The sequence below is a fragment of the Methylomonas sp. EFPC1 genome (assembly GCF_016925515.1).
GTDB classification, from domain to species: domain Bacteria; phylum Pseudomonadota; class Gammaproteobacteria; order Methylococcales; family Methylomonadaceae; genus Methylomonas; species Methylomonas defluvii.
This window is the reverse complement of the sequence record NZ_CP070494.1, coordinates 1,228,979-1,246,529: the sequence shown is the minus strand read 5'-3', so window position 1 is coordinate 1,246,529 and position 17,551 is coordinate 1,228,979. Positions and strand designations below refer to the sequence as shown.

Annotated in this window: 20 protein-coding genes and 1 pseudogene; 6 read left to right on the top strand and 15 right to left on the bottom strand. The window is 46.9% G+C overall.

Going from position 1 to position 17,551, the window contains the following annotated elements; translation table 11 throughout:
* Positions 1–542: 542 nt before the first annotated feature.
* Positions 543–1,529, bottom strand: coding sequence for a hypothetical protein (locus tag JWZ98_RS05930; protein WP_205453624.1), 987 nt, complete (start codon positions 1,527–1,529; stop codon positions 543–545).
* Between the two features lie 411 nt (positions 1,530–1,940).
* Between JWZ98_RS05930 and JWZ98_RS05925 the strand changes: the two genes are divergently transcribed.
* From JWZ98_RS05925 to JWZ98_RS05910, 4 genes are all read left to right on the top strand, one after another.
* Positions 1,941–2,234: a flagellar transcriptional regulator FlhD gene (locus tag JWZ98_RS05925; RefSeq protein ID WP_205453623.1), complete on the top strand. Its 294-nt coding sequence runs from the start codon at positions 1,941–1,943 to the stop codon at positions 2,232–2,234.
* Complete coding sequence (locus JWZ98_RS05920) at positions 2,215–2,526, top strand: FlhC family transcriptional regulator (RefSeq protein ID WP_205453622.1); 312 nt, start codon at positions 2,215–2,217, stop codon at positions 2,524–2,526. Before JWZ98_RS05925 ends, JWZ98_RS05920 begins: the two co-directional genes overlap by 20 nt.
* A 132-nt stretch (positions 2,527–2,658) precedes the next feature.
* Positions 2,659–3,072 (top strand): hypothetical protein, encoded by a 414-nt coding sequence (locus JWZ98_RS05915; RefSeq protein ID WP_205453621.1) that lies wholly within the window; start codon positions 2,659–2,661, stop codon positions 3,070–3,072.
* A gap of 165 nt (positions 3,073–3,237) precedes the next feature.
* Complete coding sequence (locus tag JWZ98_RS05910; protein ID WP_240348236.1) at positions 3,238–3,999, top strand: retropepsin-like aspartic protease; 762 nt, start codon at positions 3,238–3,240, stop codon at positions 3,997–3,999.
* A gap of 476 nt (positions 4,000–4,475) precedes the next feature.
* Here JWZ98_RS05910 and JWZ98_RS05905 read toward each other — a convergent pair whose 3' ends face one another.
* The 3 genes and pseudogenes from JWZ98_RS05905 to JWZ98_RS05895 all read right to left on the bottom strand — a co-directional run bounded on the left by JWZ98_RS05905 (position 4,476) and on the right by JWZ98_RS05895 (position 6,406).
* Positions 4,476–5,105 carry an RES family NAD+ phosphorylase gene (locus JWZ98_RS05905; protein WP_205453620.1) on the bottom strand — a complete coding sequence of 210 codons (630 nt, stop codon included), beginning with the start codon at positions 5,103–5,105 and terminating at the stop codon, positions 4,476–4,478.
* A 503-nt stretch (positions 5,106–5,608) separates the two neighbouring features.
* Positions 5,609–6,079 (bottom strand): annotated as a pseudogene (gene rplJ / locus JWZ98_RS23135) (50S ribosomal protein L10); the annotation flags it as partial.
* Between the two features lie 174 nt (positions 6,080–6,253).
* Positions 6,254–6,406 carry a hypothetical protein gene (locus tag JWZ98_RS05895; protein WP_205453618.1) on the bottom strand — a complete coding sequence of 51 codons (153 nt, stop codon included), beginning with the start codon at positions 6,404–6,406 and terminating at the stop codon, positions 6,254–6,256.
* A gap of 472 nt (positions 6,407–6,878) precedes the next feature.
* On the opposite strand from JWZ98_RS05895, the gene JWZ98_RS05890 reads away from it, so the two are divergent.
* Positions 6,879–7,610, top strand: a complete 732-nt coding sequence (locus JWZ98_RS05890; RefSeq protein WP_205453617.1) for a hypothetical protein — start codon at positions 6,879–6,881, stop codon at positions 7,608–7,610.
* 31 nt (positions 7,611–7,641) lie between these two features.
* On the opposite strand, the gene JWZ98_RS05885 is transcribed toward JWZ98_RS05890, so the two are convergent.
* The 7 genes from JWZ98_RS05885 to JWZ98_RS05855 form a co-directional block, all read right to left on the bottom strand.
* A complete protein-coding gene (locus JWZ98_RS05885; RefSeq protein WP_275899217.1) occupies positions 7,642–8,598 on the bottom strand; it encodes an IS481 family transposase in 957 nt (318 codons plus the stop codon).
* Between the two features lie 28 nt (positions 8,599–8,626).
* The gene (locus JWZ98_RS05880) at positions 8,627–9,802 is read right to left on the bottom strand and encodes an integrase (RefSeq protein WP_205450356.1); all 1,176 of its coding nucleotides are present in this window, start codon (positions 9,800–9,802) and stop codon (positions 8,627–8,629) included.
* A 266-nt stretch (positions 9,803–10,068) separates the two neighbouring features.
* Positions 10,069–11,097: a DUF2806 domain-containing protein gene (locus JWZ98_RS05875; RefSeq protein WP_205453615.1), complete on the bottom strand. Its 1,029-nt coding sequence runs from the start codon at positions 11,095–11,097 to the stop codon at positions 10,069–10,071.
* A 316-nt stretch (positions 11,098–11,413) separates the two neighbouring features.
* A complete protein-coding gene (locus tag JWZ98_RS05870; protein WP_205453614.1) occupies positions 11,414–11,698 on the bottom strand; it encodes a type II toxin-antitoxin system RelE/ParE family toxin in 285 nt (94 codons plus the stop codon).
* Positions 11,695–11,952, bottom strand: coding sequence for a ribbon-helix-helix protein, CopG family (locus tag JWZ98_RS05865; protein WP_205453613.1), 258 nt, complete (start codon positions 11,950–11,952; stop codon positions 11,695–11,697). The genes JWZ98_RS05870 and JWZ98_RS05865 overlap by 4 nt, the downstream gene beginning before the upstream one ends.
* 49 nt (positions 11,953–12,001) lie before the next feature.
* Positions 12,002–12,244 carry a WGR domain-containing protein gene (locus tag JWZ98_RS05860; RefSeq protein ID WP_205453612.1) on the bottom strand — a complete coding sequence of 81 codons (243 nt, stop codon included), beginning with the start codon at positions 12,242–12,244 and terminating at the stop codon, positions 12,002–12,004.
* Positions 12,245–12,247: 3 nt separating this feature from the next.
* A complete protein-coding gene (locus tag JWZ98_RS05855) occupies positions 12,248–12,868 on the bottom strand; it encodes a recombinase family protein (protein ID WP_205453611.1) in 621 nt (206 codons plus the stop codon).
* Positions 12,869–13,378: 510 nt separating this feature from the next.
* On the opposite strand from JWZ98_RS05855, the gene JWZ98_RS05850 reads away from it, so the two are divergent.
* Positions 13,379–13,690 (top strand): integration host factor subunit beta, encoded by a 312-nt coding sequence (locus JWZ98_RS05850; RefSeq protein WP_205453610.1) that lies wholly within the window; start codon positions 13,379–13,381, stop codon positions 13,688–13,690.
* 127 nt (positions 13,691–13,817) lie between these two features.
* On the opposite strand, the gene JWZ98_RS05845 is transcribed toward JWZ98_RS05850, so the two are convergent.
* The 4 genes from JWZ98_RS05845 to JWZ98_RS05830 form a co-directional block, all read right to left on the bottom strand.
* Complete coding sequence (locus JWZ98_RS05845) at positions 13,818–14,525, bottom strand: DNA-binding domain-containing protein (protein WP_205453609.1); 708 nt, start codon at positions 14,523–14,525, stop codon at positions 13,818–13,820.
* On the bottom strand, positions 14,500–14,763 hold the full coding sequence (locus tag JWZ98_RS05840; RefSeq protein ID WP_205453608.1) for a hypothetical protein: 264 nt from the start codon (positions 14,761–14,763) through the stop codon (positions 14,500–14,502). Before JWZ98_RS05840 ends, JWZ98_RS05845 begins: the two co-directional genes overlap by 26 nt.
* On the bottom strand, positions 14,760–15,434 hold the full coding sequence (locus JWZ98_RS05835) for a SpvB/TcaC N-terminal domain-containing protein (protein WP_205453607.1): 675 nt from the start codon (positions 15,432–15,434) through the stop codon (positions 14,760–14,762). Before JWZ98_RS05835 ends, JWZ98_RS05840 begins: the two co-directional genes overlap by 4 nt.
* Positions 15,435–16,399: 965 nt before the next feature.
* Positions 16,400–17,386 (bottom strand): hypothetical protein, encoded by a 987-nt coding sequence (locus JWZ98_RS05830; RefSeq protein ID WP_205453606.1) that lies wholly within the window; start codon positions 17,384–17,386, stop codon positions 16,400–16,402.
* Between the last annotated feature and the right edge of the window lie 165 nt (positions 17,387–17,551).

Genomic DNA, 17,551 nt, shown 5'->3' with positions numbered 1-17,551 from the left:
ACACAAGAACATTTGAATTTTTCACCCCCTTAGTGTTCAAAGTTTTGCTGAGCAGACTAGACAAATCTTTGATAGTCAAGGCTTATTTACTGCGCCAAGATATTTTTTCCGATAGGGCACACAGGTTTAATTCATATCCAGATGAATGAGTCGAAGTGACTCAAAGTGAGTACGCTGCAAGTCATTCGTCTTACGCTTACCCCATGTGGATTTTGTCAGAAATTAGATGTTGTAGCTTGGCTATTCTCGCTGGTCAAAATTGCTTCTTTACGAACCTCCTTTTTATGCTTTCCCCCAATGGCGGAGAACTAATTGCCAATTCAAATCGGATAATGTGGTTCGGTAGTTCTTCGCCGAAAAAGGACGTCGCAATTTCTGGCAACTGGCGGGTCAGCTTGACCAACCGACTGACGAAACTATTATCTATTTTTTCGTGATCATCAATTTTCCTGAATGAAATGTCGGCTAAATGAATTATTGCAGACATAGCTTCCTAACATTTGCGAGCGGCAGGAGTGGGTCGTTGTTGCACTTTCAAAAAATTAACGATCAACCAGTAGTCGCCCGCAACGCGTGATTCGATCGAAACTAAACACATGCTCTCTAGGGCTTTCATAACACCGTCCCACCAACCTTCGTCGATAATCCGGTTCGCCTTTTTCAAGATAAACGGTGGCACCACAAATTGGGCATACCGCTGAATACCGAACTAACCGCACCACTCGTAAATCCCCGTCACGCAGCAACTCGAACTGAGCTGATTGCTCATGAATTTTTATGAACAATTCATGCGCCAAAACAATTCGATCATCGAACAACAATATCCAAGGCTTGATGATAGTTACCCAAGCACCATAAGGAATGACGAAAACACTAATCAGTAATGTCAAATCGCGCGTTGTCACAGACCTGTGTACCGATAACGATAGCCATCCCGCATAGGCAATTAACACAGCGAGTCCGCCTATTGTCAGCAACCACCCCAATACAACCCATACATGCCACCGACGCAATTCGATTTGTCCGCTCCGAAACAACCACCTCACTATCCAACTAGGTTGTACCTCACCCAATTCAGTCATCTGATAGTTGGCTTTCAACTCCGCTACGATGCTGTTGTCTACCCGATCCTCATCGATAGCGCTATCATCTTCCATGACTTCTGGTACCCGCTCGGCTTTGATATAAAACGTCGTGAGCTTTCCTGGACCGCCCTTAGTACTTTTTCGTTCCGGTTTCGGGTAATGCGGCAGCCCGCGTTTACGAGCAAACTCTACAATTTGCCCCTCGCGAGTTTCGCAATATTTTTTCAGTGAACCCGGCCAATCAATCCACTTTTTCGGATCTGCACTTCCTATCGAGTCTCCAACTGCAGCGACGATTTCTTCAGCTGTGAACCGTCGCTTCGACTCATCGAAATCCGCTTTCTTTAAGGATTCATCAGCTAACGCACGCAATATGCGGTGGCCTTTTTCATCGCTTGGCTCGCTATCCAACCAATCGATCAAGCATTGAATTACCTCGCGCATAAACCACCCCAAACCAGGTAACCGGTAGTTGCAGTCTGGTTTGCGCTTTGTCGATTCATAACAATTCAAGCTTTGGGTAATACCGAAATGATTTTTAACTATCTGAATTTTATTGGTGTACCAGAAAAAGCACCTTCCGCAACAGCAAGCAACGCTGGAAGCCGGAACGAGAGTATAAGAGTTTCGGAATCATTCAATGGATTCATGTACTCGTTTTACGTTTCCGCATTGATCTGGCGGTCCAGTTCGGAAAAAAGAACGCTACGACCATTAATCATTAACTGCTGCAATAAAATGCCATCAAGGCTTCCAGAGGTTTGTGACCCAAAACAGGTCACCTTGCGAACGGGACATTTGTGCTTTGACCTCCTAGCATATCGACAACAGCCATTAATCAACTAAGAGGCGTCTATGTCAACACTGGATGAAGATCTTGCCCGGTTAAATTTCGAATATCTCATGCTAGCCCGGGAATGCGCCCGTAGCAACCCGGCAGAAACAGCATGGCGATTTGGCTTGGATAAAAACCGTATAGAAAAACTGGCGGACATGACACTGGAACATCTTCGGGATCAAGCTGAAAGTAGCCGAGCGATTATTCAACTGTTGCCGGTCTTCGTTCCAAGTGGCGTCTCCATGAGCTCCTACGTGGATTTACTTCAACCCTTCATTCCGGAGTGGATCGATGAAAACAGTGCGATTTAAAAAGGCATCGAATTTTGCCAACCACTTGGTTTTAGCTGAGCAATTGATCCAGCTTGGCGCTCGCCCTCCTATTGTGAGTCAACTTTGTCGATTGTCTCGGCAGCAGAGTATCGACTTGTATAAATCAGTAAAAGGATGCCCACCCAAACAAGGCATGCTTCCTCATGATCACCAATGGGTTATTCAGTCCACCTGCCGTAATATTCACGCGTCGCTATTTTTAGGCATTCTCGATGATATTCGGCGGCGATTATCAATTCAGCAATCTTCAGCACAGGTAGCTTCGGCCTAGATAAGAAGAGAACTTAAATTAAATAAGAATTGACCATTGCTGTAGCCACACTCACATATCTTAAAAGCAAATTTTACCTATTCTGGTTTTTATTATAGATTTAATTGATACACCTTTTCCGAGGCGCTGAACATGGGTGACTGGTCCGATTATTTCGAAGATTTCCCTGAAGAAAACCCTGCCAACCAAGTTGATGGACATTACCATCCAAATGGCGCAGCAATTAACATGGCTAGGGCAGCCGCCAGAGCAAAACAAGAAAACGAGCAAGCGGCACTTGATGCCGAAATAAAACTAATCATTGAAAAGCACAGCAAACGAAAAGTAGAGGAAAAACCAGCAGGATTGACCATAGCTAAATTAAAGTACCTGGATAAATTACATGAAAGAGCTGAGGAACTAGCCGGTTATTTACTATCCAGACTTAGCTCAACACCTAACGATCAGCGCCTAGAACGAATTTCAGAAAGAGCGTGCGCTAGAGCCGAACGCCGTAATCAGGCAAGCATCAGAGCCTGGCAAGAATCAGATTGTTGGGAAAAATAATTTAGCATTCCAGGTTATACGTCCGGGACTCTAATGTTCCTGAACTCCTAACTTAATCGGCTTGTTAGCTATTTGCGTGCAGTGTGCGGTACTTATCATCCTGACGACGCCTCTCATGTGATAATCAGCGAATTATGGCGAACGTTACAACCGTGAGAGCGCAGCGTGGGCATTCAGGATAGAGATTACTACTGGGAAAAACATAAATCAGCGTCAAAATCGAATGTCAGTGACTTTGACCAATTGCTCAAGCGCAATAAAGACATCAAGAAATCCTCCAAACAGAACTCTGGCGGTTTTAAATATCTTTTGATGCCGGCACTGATGCTGTTCGGGCTTTGGCAAGGTGCAGATAGGTTGCTGAAACAAAGAGCAGAGCATCGCCCAACATCTCCAACCATTTCCATTCCTGGTGGTTCTGATCCTGTTGCTATTCCCATTTCAGGCGGTCTTGAAATAACGGCCGACCGGCAAGGACATTTCCGAGGGACGGCATATATCAATGACGTTCAAATGCCTTTCTTGATTGATACCGGCGCAACCATAACCTCAATTCCTGCCAGCTTAGCCTATGCCGCTCATCTGCCCGTTGGTGGCAAAATAAACGCACATACGGCCGGAGGCCAAGTTGTAGACCGGCTTACTAAAATAAGCCACCTGAAAATCGGCAATGCGGAAATCCAAAATCTTGATGCGGTCATCAACGAGCATCTGGAAGAAGTGCTGATCGGCATGAATACCTTGAAGTATTTCAATATCACCCAAAGCGGCAACACCATGACACTGGTGGCCAATGGTTCTTCGCCAGAACAAATTACCAGGGCTCCAATCATGCCGCCCTCCCCTGTTCGACCAAATATTTTGGCTGTAGAACAACCAATTGCAATACAAGAAATTAAGCGACCGACAACCATAAAAAAACTGTAAGTTGTGATGCTAGCAAAGTATGCACCACGAAATACAGCGACCGCTGACATAAGTATCTAATACCTTATTCTTGGTCATTGCGTATTCCAATTAAATCCACCACCGATTCCAATATCAAAACCACCAGGAATTCCAATCGAAACCCGCCAGTGGCGCCGACCGGCCAAAACCTGCCGGTGGTGATACCGGCGAAATTTTTAATCTCTATCTACAACGAATGGCGGCTTTATGGCAAGCAACCTTGGGCTGTATTCGGCTCGACCCGGCCAAAAACCGCCGGACGAAACAAAAGTGCCAATGGCAAATGTCCAGTCAAAAGCAGACGTAGGCTGTGGTGAGTTTACGAACCGCACTAATCGAGAGCGATGCGCTTCACGGTGTTCAGCACATACAACGGCCCTGCATAGTGAGTTATTCGTTGAGTTGAAATATTTTAGTTAATGCTCTATGGTAGTTTAAATAAATTTAATTGTAATCTATGGGAATAACGAAATGCTCAAGCAATCTAAAGTATTCCTATAACCCTCATGATCAATTAGATGTTTTGAAGAAGATACTTCCAGAGATGTGCGCGCGCCACCTCGATCAAATATGGCAACAGCTTTTCGACCATTTAGAAATCGAGAAACGTATAAAATTCCATCTACATTTTCTGGCCGACGATAAATTTCAAGAGCCCACGGCTGAGTATTCGTCACATAATCTTTTGAATGGAACTCACCGGCTTCGGCACCAAGTTGGTAAAGTCCTACGTCAGTGAGATCGGCAAGTTTTAACTCTATTTCGGCTTTAAGATTCGCTACTGAACGATTCATAATATCAGTGCTTTTACTCAGGTAAATGCCGCCATGTTGAAAATTTTTATAATTTTTTTCACGCGTTATTGCTTCGGCAAAACATGTTTCTAGATCAAAAGCCGCATATAACACTCCGAAATTATATCCCGTTCCAACAGCTGGGCAATCGAATCTGTATACCCCTTTTTTTCCATAGTAAACAGGTAGGGGATGGTATCCGCTCGGGGTTTTATAAATTCGCATAAGCTCAGCTGCATTTACATGCTTCCACTTTAATGTTCTTGTCGCGAAGTCAGCAGGTATCGGCATCAATCATACTCCCATAGCAAATCACGAGCGGCAAGAAAAATTAAATTTATATTTTCATCATCCGAACTAGTGTAGTCATGGTTAATAAAGCTTGTGCTTGAGTCTGTTGGATTTGAATTTTCAATACCTAAAACTTCCAAAGGGGAAAGTTCCCTAAGAATTGGTGAAGGCGATTTAAAGAAAACCCATATTGCCCAGTTATCTAAAATATCGAGAACGCATAAAAGCTCAGGCAGTCTAGGCAATATGGAGCTATGAAATTGCCATTTAGGCAAAAACAAGTTATCGAGATCGGCCGGACTTGTTGTTGATAACCATAGGAACTCTTTTCTCATGCATTTTTGATACAGCTGAGTAGGGTCAATATCAAGAAATTTTACAGCCTCCGCGAACGGCATCATTTCACTGCTTCTCAATAATTGTTGCATAATTAAAAGTCCGCGAGCTTCTGCTTCCGAAACACTTAACTCATATTGTTCTTTTTTCCTTACCTTAACTGCATGTAAAGTTGATATAAGCTTTCCCAATGGAGCCTTCAAGACTGAGATAAGCATGTTAATACCGTCATCACGCGTTGGCAATCTTGCCAGACGATCTAACTCCAATCCGTCAAAAGCCTGTCCGCCAATCGCAATTACTTTTGCGATCAGTTTATTATGGCCTTTGGAGAATTCCCTGATGAGTCTTGCTGCACTACCTGGATCTTCCATGGAAAATGCCAGAATTAAAGGGCCAACCAGCCCATCCTGCATAGATTCAAACTCAGTCCCAGCGACAGCACGTTTAGCCAGTGTATTTTTGACTACGCGCAAATAAACGCCCGTTTCTCTCGCGGTCCTGCGCAGCTGCGTTAGTTCGGTAACTGTCAAGCCCCGATATTCCGCTGCAACGGCGGAATGGGCTTTAGCGGCAAATCCAGCAACTTCTTCTTCAATCAAGGATAATTTAAAGGACTTTTTAGTTTCAATGTCCATTTCTAATTCCTACGCTGATAAGTAAAAACATACATCATTTTATTAGCCATATAAATTTTCTCATATTATATGTCGCGGAAATTTAACGCGATAAGGCACATCTATTCAGTCGCAGAAACTCTGTCGGAGTCAACGGCCTACATCAAATCGGAACAGGTTTGCGATGGCTGGTGGCTAGAAAATCAGCTTGGCTATCTCCACGGTTTCCTGATACAGCGTTTGCAACCGGGCAAACACCTGTTGCTGTTCGGCCTGGGCAATGCCAAACTGTTGCTCTGCATCCAATGGCGGCAGGTCTGGCTGTTCGTTGAACAGTGCCGCCACCATGAGGGCCGTAGGCTGGGTAGAGCAACGCGAAACCCAGCGAATGCTTTGGAAATATCAAAGTTTCTTTGCGTCCAAAATGTTTTTTTGAATTCCAAAACCTTTTGGCTTCAAAGCTGGGTTTCATTATCATTTAAGCCAGCCTACTTCCGCAAATCCAACGTCGGCTTATAGTAAGTTTGCTGGCATTAGCAAACTGGCTCGACTGGTCGCAATAGGAATACCGGTTGCCCGGTACCCCCCGCACAGATCCCAGCGTGCGCTACTAACGCACTGGGCTCCTCCCTCGAGTACGAACGTCAAAGCGGTAACAAGGATGGGGATGTAGTAATCTAATCCTGGGGAAGAAGCGCGAGGTAATGCGCATGAACCGATCCCAAGTCATAAAATCCTTCTGGCTGCGTCTTCTAATACGGCGCAGCCAAAGCCGGCGCACTTCGTTGAAGAATAGCCAGATACGTAAGCATTCAAACACATGATCATCACGAAACGAACAAAATTATCTTTATGCCAGTTCCTAGGCTTATTTGGACAGGATGTGTTAAGTATTCTTCTGGAAAAGCATGAAATTAATATTTGGGGATTTAGCCAGATAGAAATTCGCGATGCATTTTATGAAGCTAATCAAAGTTCGCTAGAGACACTGATAGATGAAGTAGTACGAACAAATGGCGATTTGCGTAACAGAGTTAGCCCACGTTACCGATTTGATGAACGGTGGAAAGACCTTGTCAAATGTTTACTGCTTGATGGGTTTAAGGTTGAGAATAACGAAATTATTAGAATTGAGCCGCTTATTGAATCCTGTGACCCCATAGAAGATGATTTAAGCAACGAGTTAACCAAATCCATTTTGCATCCGATTGATGATATTGCGCGGCATATCAAACTTTCAGCGGATTCATTTAGGCTATCGTCCCCAGACTATAATGCCTGTTTATCCCATTCCCGCATTGCTCTTGAAACATTAGTACGGTCAATTGCAAAGCAAGAAGGTTTGGTTGTAGACGGGAGTTCCAAAGCATGGGGAACATCCTTGACGCACATCAAGACAAAAGGGATTATCACAAGTAAAGAAGAAACCGCTATTGCTTCTACCTATACATTTATAAGCGATGGAGCGCATGTACCAATCGGCTTCACCCAAGAAGAATTTGCCAGGTTTGGAAGGAACTTAGCAATGTGTATTAGCTCAGACCTGATCTGACAGTTACCGTTTTTGCGGGGTGTCTGTCAGATTAGATTTGGTTCAGATTTTTTTGAGCCCAAATCTGTTTTCCATCCAGCAAGGTATCCATCGGCGTTCTGCCGTTGCACATTCTGCCCTGATGAGTTCGGTCATTGTTGTAATAAACCAGCCATTCGTCCAGATCTTTTTGGAGTTCATCCAGGTCGCTATAGAGCTTTTTGCGGAACGTGACCTGATAGAACTCCTGCAAGATGGTCTTGTGGAAGCGTTCGCAAATCCCATTGGTTTGCGGCGACATGGCCTTGGTTTTGGTATGGTCGATGTCGTTGATCGCCAGGTATAGCTGATAATCATGCTGTTCGACCTTGCCACAATATTCTGTGCCGCGATCCGTCAGAATGCGTAGAACGGGTAATGCGTTGGCTTCATAGAACGGCAATACTTTGTCATTCAGGATGTCCGCGGCAGTAATCGGCGTTTTGGTGGTGTACAGTTTGCAGTGAGCGACTTTGCTGTAGGTGTCCACGTAAGTCTGCTGGTAAATCCGCCCAACCCCTTTGAGGTTGCCAACGTAAAAGGTATCCTGCGAACCCAGGTAACCGGGATGGGCTGTTTCGATTTCGCCGCAGGCTTGATCATCCTGCTGCTTTTTCTCCAACGCCGCAATCTGCGCATCGCTCAGCATTAACCCTTCGGCGGCTACCTTGGCTTCCAGTGCTTTAAGCCTCTTTTTAAAGTTCTCCAGGTCATGCCGTAACCAGATGGAGCGAACGCCGCTGCCGGATACGAATACCCCTTGTTTACGCAGTTCATTACTGGTTCGATGCTGTCCATGCGCTGGCCACTCAACCGCATAGGCTTTCACTGCCAGCTCAATGCTTTCATCGACGCGATTCTTCAGATTCGGAGACCGGCGGTTTTTGTCGATTAAGGCATCAATGCCACCTTCGGCTACCAGCTCTTGATAACGATAAAACGTATCGCGCGAGACACCCATCACCCGTATTGCCTCATAGAAAAAGGTAACCGAAGTATCAGAGTCGTTGCCTCACATTAGAGGTAACCTGGACTTGTGAAAAAATGAGTTTCAATTGTTGCTCAATGGCGGCCTTAAGAGCAAATGGATTGAGTTTGGCATGATGTTCCTGGAGAGTCTGTTTGGTGGTTTCCGGAATGTCAGGATGATTGATCACCCGTTGGTAAGGGGTTTGCGGGGCATGGTATTTTTTCACGACTTTGGCGCCGTCTCGGTGTTTTTTCCGCAGTTTCAGACTGGGACAGAAATGATTCTGCAAAGGGCACCAAAGCGTGCTGTAGACCGCGTTCATCAACGGCACCAGCGCGGCATTATCCAGCCGGTCGTAGCCGAATAATTGCCTGGCGTGAGTCCAGTTTTTCTGCTCGACGTGGGCATTGTCGTTTTTCTTGTAAGGCCTGGAGCGGGTAAACGCCGGCTTTTGCGGGTGGTCGGTGAAATAGCGAACCAGGTGATGATTGAGAAATTCAGAACCATTGTCGCAATCGAAGCCTTTCAAAGGGAATGGCAACAGGTTCTCGATGGCCTGAATCTGTTCCAGGATACCTTGCGAGCCTTTATTCCAGGTGGCCCGGCATTCGGTCCAGCCGGTGACAATGTCCGTCATCGTCAGGCTCCAGACGAAATCGCCGGCCAGCGAATTGCCACAGTGAGCGACAGTATCGGCTTCGACAAAACCGGGCTGGGTCTCGTCCCAGTGATGAGTGCGGATGGGAATCTGGGTTTTCAACAGAGACCCGGGTTTGGTGCCGGACAAGCCTTTGGGGTGCTGGACGCGCAAGGGTTTGAGCAAGCGATCCAAGGTCGCCGCCGACACCTTGAGCAAGTCGGCGCGCACGCCATCCGCCAAGGGGCCGTATTGATCTTCGTAATGAGGCAGCCAGATCGGTATCGCGGCTTTCAGGCGCTTGCCGCACAGTTGATCGCTAGCAAACCAGATGCGCTTCAATGGCTCCAGCAACACCTCGGCTTGATATTTCCGCTTGGGGCCGGGCCGTTTGCTAGGCGAAGCGGTTGGCTTGGCTTTTCGATTCAGCAAACGGATCGCGTACTTACGGGCGTAGCCGCAGACTTCGCAAAACTCGTTTAGGATCGTTTGTTTCGTGGCCCTATCGCTTTGTCGATAGCGCTTTTGGATAGCCTGTAAATAGGCTCGTCGTTCGTGTTTTCCCATGGTGGTAACCCGCTTGATTTCGGTTACACACAATGTGAGGCAACGACCCGTTTTTAATGACCCCTTGGGTTACTTTTAATTTGAGGCAATTCGCACCTTGCAGGCTCTGGAGACGTTATTCAGTTCTTGGGCTAAATTTAACAGCCCCGCTTTGTGTTTAATGATCGGATTGTTTGTATGGATCATGAGAGTTACCTTTTGTGTTTTGTGTAAGGATTCGACACCCCTATCAAAACCGGTAACTCTCATCTTTTCAAGTCGATGTGTCAGATCAAGTCGTGACTAATACAATTAATCCCATACCCATCTTCAAATGCAGCCAGTAAGTTAGGATTAATTGCACATTGTGGCTCAATGACTCTGATCCAACGTTTTTCTATATGCTCCCATATATGAGTTCTCTTGATGCCTGCTGGTGGGGGTCTTTTACCCTCGTACGGATGAATAGCAAGCATCACCTCATACCGATTATCTAGGCCATCAGCAAAAATATTTATATATCGCGCGGTGACTAGTGGGTCAGACACATCGAACATTTCTTCAGTAAGCCCATCAAATACAATTGAATCTGGCAACGTAGTCGCCAACTCTCGGGCCCTAGCAGATAAACGATACTGTCTTATTGGATCAGGCGCCCACAAACCTTCGGGAAGCTTAAAATAAACTGAGAATCCACCCGGTACGGCAATATTGCTCAGTTGGTACTCTTCCACAGTTAGTAGATTTTGATCTACTAAGCTATCCAAGTCGTGGCCCCGCATTAAACCTTGCAATATCTTGATAGAAGATACGGCGACGACCCCAAACCGTTCAAAAACATCAACCGCCCTTCGAAAATTCAAGACATCTTCGCGTTCCATAAGCCTAAGCGTTTCAATAGCCCGCAGGGATATTTTTCTCTTGTTTTCATCTGCTTGCTGGTCGAATGCCCTTGCCCATAACATCTGAACCGTTGAATCTGAGACCTCCTCTGCTGCTTCGAACCAACGAAGGAACCAATCTTCATCTATTGGTCTCCTGGTTTCCGCAGGACGTGTACTAGCAAGTTCAATGGCAAGGGCTGCCACGTTTTCGAAATTAAATTGCTTCCGAAGTTTAACTTGCTGCTCTTTTGCGAGCATCCTTCGGGCTATTTCTGTAGAGTCCGCTTCCTTGATGACATTTGCTAGATTTTCGGTCAACGCTGCTGTAAGTGCGTCACCCGCTTTCGCATTTGATTGAAATAGCTTCTTAACCCCTTCATTTGCTACGGGTGTCAGCAGAGATGCGATAGCCTTGACTATGTGTTCTTCCATATTTTAATCCACTCAAGTAAGCACTAAATTCCTAACAAGTTATTAAGGTGCTAACAGTATGACCACCTAAAAACGACTTTTGACATACTAATCTGTTGATTAGTGGATAATTTTTCCTTATGTATATCATTGGTGCCAGTATAGTTATGGCTGGTAATGATAGGTTATCCGCCATTGAATCATATGAAACGATAGCCAGCAAAGGGTCGGTTTTTGCCGGCAACCAACCGTCATTTATTCATTGTCTGTGGCTGCTTTTGGTACCGTCAATTAGTGTGCAAGTCGCATGCAATTTTGCACTTACAACCCCAATAAGCTAAAAATTATCTGGCCAAAGTCTTGCGCCATGAAAAACTGCCAAGATTTGAATCTGCAGTTCTTTCAATCGATAGGGCAAAATGTATTGCGTGCCGGTAATGACCAGCTCTCTCGTTCCATCGACGCGGCCGGCGCGGCCAATTTGAGGATTGTCTTGCAGCAAGATGGCTCGTTCCTTGATTTCGGCTAAGAGTCTGCGGGCCGCGTTGGGATTTTCTTCGGCGATGTAGGTGAAGATTTCGCGTAAATCTTGCCGGGCGGGTTCGGTCCAGACGAGTTTCACGCCCTACCCTTGGCTTTTTGTTCGATCAGTTCTTCCATTTCACGCATGACATCGTCATGATCAACCAGCTCACCACGGTCGGCGGCCGCTATACCTTGGGTGATTTTCTCGACCTGCCAGGCATGGGTTTTCAAGTATTCCCGTAAAGCTTGATTCACTAGGTAATTGCGTGATCGATCTAATGCCCCGGCAATAAAATCGAGTTGATGCACGATGTCTGATTCAGCCCTAACGGTAAATGCTTCGGTTGCCATGGTTGCCGCTCCGGTTAATTGTGGTTCATTTGTAATCATATCGCATAACTTAACGTACTGCCGGAATAGATTGATAGCCTTTTTTGCATTTGGCCGCGCTCAACTTCTTCCCGGCGACGATGGCTTCCTCCTGGGTATCGAACCACTCCTTTCTGACGGTACCGGGTGAACCTACCCTGCCCCACTCCTTGATCAGCGACCAATCATCAAATAGACCCGGTGTCACAAACATCTGATAAAAACGATGCATGTTGTCTTTGTCATCGTGTCGTTCCATATATAGATGATTCATTGCTTACTCTCCAGAGTGGTTGACGGACTTCTCATTTTGCGGTGATTTCATCGCCGCTTCCCGAATCCGCATAATGGTTTGCCGAGTGGTTTTGAATTCCCGAGCCAACTCCGAAACGTTGCTGCCAGCGGCCAAGCGTTTGACAACGTCAGCACGCGCTTCCGCATTAAGTGCCGGCGGCCGTCCGAACTGTTTACCCGCCGCCTTCGCGCAACTAATGCCCGCTTGGGTTCGCTCAATTAGCAAGTCACGCTCAAATTCAGCGACCGCTGCAATGACCTGCATGGTCATCTTGCCGGCAGAACTGGTCAGATCAACCCCGCCTAACGCCAGACAATGAACCCGCACCCCGGAATCAGAAAGGTGCTCCACCGTGGCTCTGACATCCATGGCGTTGCGACCGAGGCGATCCAACTTGGTCACCACCAACACATCGCCCGCTTCCAGCCGTTCGATCAGTTTATTAAAACCGGGGCGTTCTTTAGCCGCGACTGAACCACTGATGCTTTCTTCAATCAAACGATGGGACTGAATCGCAAAACCAGCTGAATGAATTTCCAAACTTTGATTTTGGGTAGTCTGGTCTGTGGTCGACACTCGACAGTAAGCAAAGACGCGTGACATGCGCTAATTCCGTCCGAAAGGGATGTACGAATTATAACACGTGTACGAAAGTCGTTTTGACTACTTTAGTACATATTTTTTAAGTCCTGTCCGAAACCGGTCCTTTATGTGACAACCCAAAAGACTTCGCTTGTGCCATCAAAAAAATTATCATATAACCCGTAACATATTCTATGATTTACAAAGATCATTAAATTGCTTTGATGTAACGCTTTTTCGCCGGGATTCCAACCGCTGATAAAGATTTTCGGATTGCTCGAATGAGCTCGACATCTTAACAACCGAACCGCAGGCACCGGAACACAGCACAGGATCGATGACTCCAACATCACATCACTACTATCGATTCCTTAGTGAATGCATCCCAAACCTTTTTTTTGCTAAACTTACTTAAAGCCAGAGACCACAACCGCTATGCACAAGTGGCCCGCATGCTGCTGGTTTTGCCAATCAATGCAGCGGCAGCCGTAGACAATAAATACACGCACTTATAGCACTCGCTGTACCAAGATGACCAAATCCGAATTGATTGAACAACTGGCAACAAAATTACCACATTTATTGCGAGGGGATGTCGAACTGGCCATCAATAGCCTGATTCACAGTATGACTCATAACTTAGCGACGGGCGGACGCATTGAAATTCGCGGTTTCGGTGGGTTCTCAATTACCCGGCGAGCCGCCCGCATGGGCCACAACCCTAAAACGGGTGAACGAGTAAGTTTACCAAGCCGTTATGCCACCCACTTTAAACCAGGGTTGGATTTGCGCGAACGCGTTAATCATTCGAGAGAGATCTATCCGAAGATCAAAGACCTTTAATGGCACCATTAAATCAGCTGTCATTCTTTGCTTTCCACAGCCAAGCCATTGCCGCTCCAATGCATAGTTAAATGCGCGATAGTTAGGCTTGTTGAGATCAACGCACCTTACCTCTCTCATTTTGTCGTTAAGGTACTTTTTGTAAATGTGGATTAATGGCTGGTGCAGACCTTGCACCGAATACAGTTGAAAGCTCTTCAAATAGAATGGCATTGACGGTAGTTGATTTGCTGGCGCCACTGACTTGATATTTCACTACATTCAAGCCGTTTTCTCCCCTTACATGCCAGTTCTTTTTCAAGACTTTTTTCTGGATGACGGACCAATTTCCAGGGTTGCCGTCCTGAAACACAGCGTAATCTTGAAAAATGCCGGGGGTCATCAGGGCAACCCCTTCGTTAACCACATGCACGCGGGCTTTGGGTTGATTGCTTTTGATAATGCCTTGGCGAATCCCGTTTTGTAGCCATGCAAAAAAGCCATCGACGGGATCGATAGGTTCTTTTGCTGATTTATCTGGGTTACTGGATTGCTCATCAAGATTGGCATCGTGCGGAATTTCAGGGCACTCATCAATACCGCTATCAACCATCAAAGGCAAAATAGTCGTATCGTCCGTATCGATTTCGGTGCTGTCGTTTTCGATGTTCTTCGAGGTCAAGCATGTAGCTGATGCGGGTTGTGACGGATCTAATTTTGCATCGGCGGCGTCGTTGACTACTGACGATTCTCTTTCAATGACACTGATACTACCTGCAAAGGGTTCCGGCCGTCGTTCCGGATTGCTCCAGATTTTGGTCAGCGGGATTTTAATTAAGGTTACCGTCCAGCGCATACAACTCGGTGCGCATCACGCTGCCGCGCAAAGTTCGCAAAGCATCGCGCTTACGGCGGCGCGGCAGGGCATTGATCTGTGCAGTCATCGCGCCCGGACGGGATAAGGCCACAGGATCGCCGGGCCAATATTCCTGGCTATAATCCAGCTCCGCCCAATCGCCGAATTCGTCGCCAACCGGACCCTGATGAAACCAGGTGCGGGTTTCCAGGGGTGGAGAAAACTGTTGGTCTGTCACGGCATTGAACAACTGCTGGTTGTGCAGGCCGCTGCCGTGAAAGTCGGCAAAGGTTTGGGTATCGCGCTGGTCGACCCGGCCAAAGCCGCGAAACTCGCGTTCGGCGCCGTCCCAATAGCCTTGATGGTAGGTATAAGTTTCCAGGCAAATACGCGATCGACATGGTCCGGATCGGCGAGTGTCGCTGGATCACGACCGGCAGTTGCCGGCGTGCCGTAAAAACTGCTAAGACCATCCTTGCTTTCCACTTTCCAGTAGTTTTGCGTTGCATCGCGGTGATGAACGATGCGCGCGAACAGACCTTCGGTGCGCGGGCGGTAGCGAGTTAAGGTAGTCTGTACATCGACCGCCACCAAATCCTCGGCGCCGGACAATACGAAGGTATCTTGTTGGTCGTCGTAGCGGGGGAGGCCGTCCGACGTTTTGCGCATCACGCCCGGTACGCTCAAACTCCAGCCCAGACCGAATGGGCCGTTACCGTTGCCGGTGCTGTAAACCAGGCTTAGATCAGGTTGGAAGTCGTTGCGGCCAGCCGGTAACGCAATCGGCACGCTAAAATTACCGGTGCCGGTGTGCAGGTCTGGCGAAAACTTCTCGCCGATGCCGTGCAAGGCCCCGCCGCCTTGCGGCAGGCCGATGATCTGACTGGAGGTGCCGGATTTGTTACTCATACCAAATCACCCAAGCAACGAACCGGTTTATGACCGATGGAGGGGAAAACATGTATTAATAGCGCCCGGTTCGGTTTTGAGATTCCCTTGTCAGGTAAACAATTTTCGATATTGAGCATTAAATTCTCCTTGAATTTCGATGGATAGCCAGGGCACGGAGTTTGGTGTAATCGTTATTGCTTAACCGGCGTCAAAATAAAAGCGATGCGTTATTTAGGGCTTAGAGTACCCAACGACCTTGGAGATTTCGCCCTCCACAAGGAGGGTATTTAACGAAGGGAATTTAAAACGCCAGAAACATCATTCGATAAACTTCGGGCGAACGAGATTTTTCACGGCTGTTATTTGTAGGCTTATTCGAGAAACGCTTATGAAACTTCGCGTCAATCTGATGATTGACGCCACTGCTTTCCGGAACAGGTTGGTGGCGCAAGTCCAAAAAATGCCAGCAGAGTTTTTTTTGCGTTGGAGTTGTCTATTTTTGGTGTGGAATCTTGAATGCTAGCCGAACGGCCATGCGGCGAATGTTCTGAAAAACAGTTACCCACCATGCATCAGCCAGTTGGCTGGCGCATCAGCGCCAAGCTCATATTTGCGAAAAAGCCTATGTCGTTCTTGGTTTGTATCAAGGCTCTTTATTGAGCGGCGGAAAGTTTTGTAGACGTGAAGTCTGCTCACTATCCAAAACCAGACGCCCGTGACCTATGTTTTTCAACTACCTGAATGTCGCAAAGTGGCCGGGTCGAGCCAAAGCGGACGAAAGGTTGCTTGCCGAAAAGCTGCCATTCACTGAACTTAGGCATGGAAAATTTCGCGAGCATCCTCAGTGGCCGGTTTTGGCCGCTTGGTTGAGGTCGCCAACGTCAGCTTTGTAGTCCTGCGCTCATGGAATCTGTATTTCGCTGAACGACCGGTTTGGAGAATCTCGATAGGCTGGTTTGGGTCGTTGTTGCACTTTCAAAAAATTAACGATCAACCAGTAGTCGCCCGCAACGCGTGATTCGATCGAAACTAAACACATGCTCTCTCGGGCTTTCGTAGCAACGTCCCACCAATCTTCGTCTGTAATCCGGCTCGCCTTTTTCGAGATAAATGGTGGCGCCACAAATTGGGCATGCCGCCGAATACCGAACTAACCGAATCACTCTTAAATCTCCGTCTCGAAGCAGTTCGAACTGCGCAGACTGTTCATGAAAATTTGTGAATAGTTCATGGGCTACGACGATTCGATCATCCAACAATAATATCCAAGGCTTGATAATAGTGACCCAGGAACCATAGGGAATCGCGAAAATACTGACCAGTAATGTCAAATCTTGCGTTGTCACCGGCCTGGGAACGGATAACGAAAGCCATCCAGCATAAGCAATTAACACCGCGAACCCAGCTATGATTGCTAGCCAACCCAATATACCCCAGACATGCCATTGTCTTAATTCAATTTGTCCATGCCGAAATAACCAACTCGCGATCCAACTGGGTTTGACTTCACCCAGTTCAGTCATTTGATAGTCGGCTTTCAACTCGGCTGCATTGCTACCGTCTACCCGAACCTCCTCGATAGCTTGATCTTCTTCCATGATCTCTGGAAGCAGCTCGGCTTTGATATAGAACGTCGTGAGTCGCCCCGGACCTCCCTTTGTGCTTTTACGGTCGGGTTTTGGATAACAAGACAACCCACGTTTACGGGCAAACTCTAAGATTTGCGGCTCTCGGGTTTCGCAATATTTCCTCAATGAACCCGGCCAGTCGATCCATTTTTTAGGTTCGGCACTTTCTAAAGTTTCACCAACAGCGGCGACGATTTCTTCGGCTGTGAACCGTCGCTTCGACTCATCGAAATCCGCCTTCTTTAACGATTCCTGGGCTAACGCACGCAATATGCGGTGGCCTTTTTCATCGCTTGGCTCGCTATCCAACCAATCGATCAAGCATTGAATTACCCCACGCATAAACCACCCCAAACCAGGTAACCGGTAGTTGCGGTCTGGTTAGCGAATAGCCGATTCATAACAATGTCCTCCATAACAATTCAAGGTTTGGGTAATACCGAAATGATTTTTAACTATTTGAATTTAGTTGGCGTACCTGAAAAAGCACATTCCGCAACAGCAAGC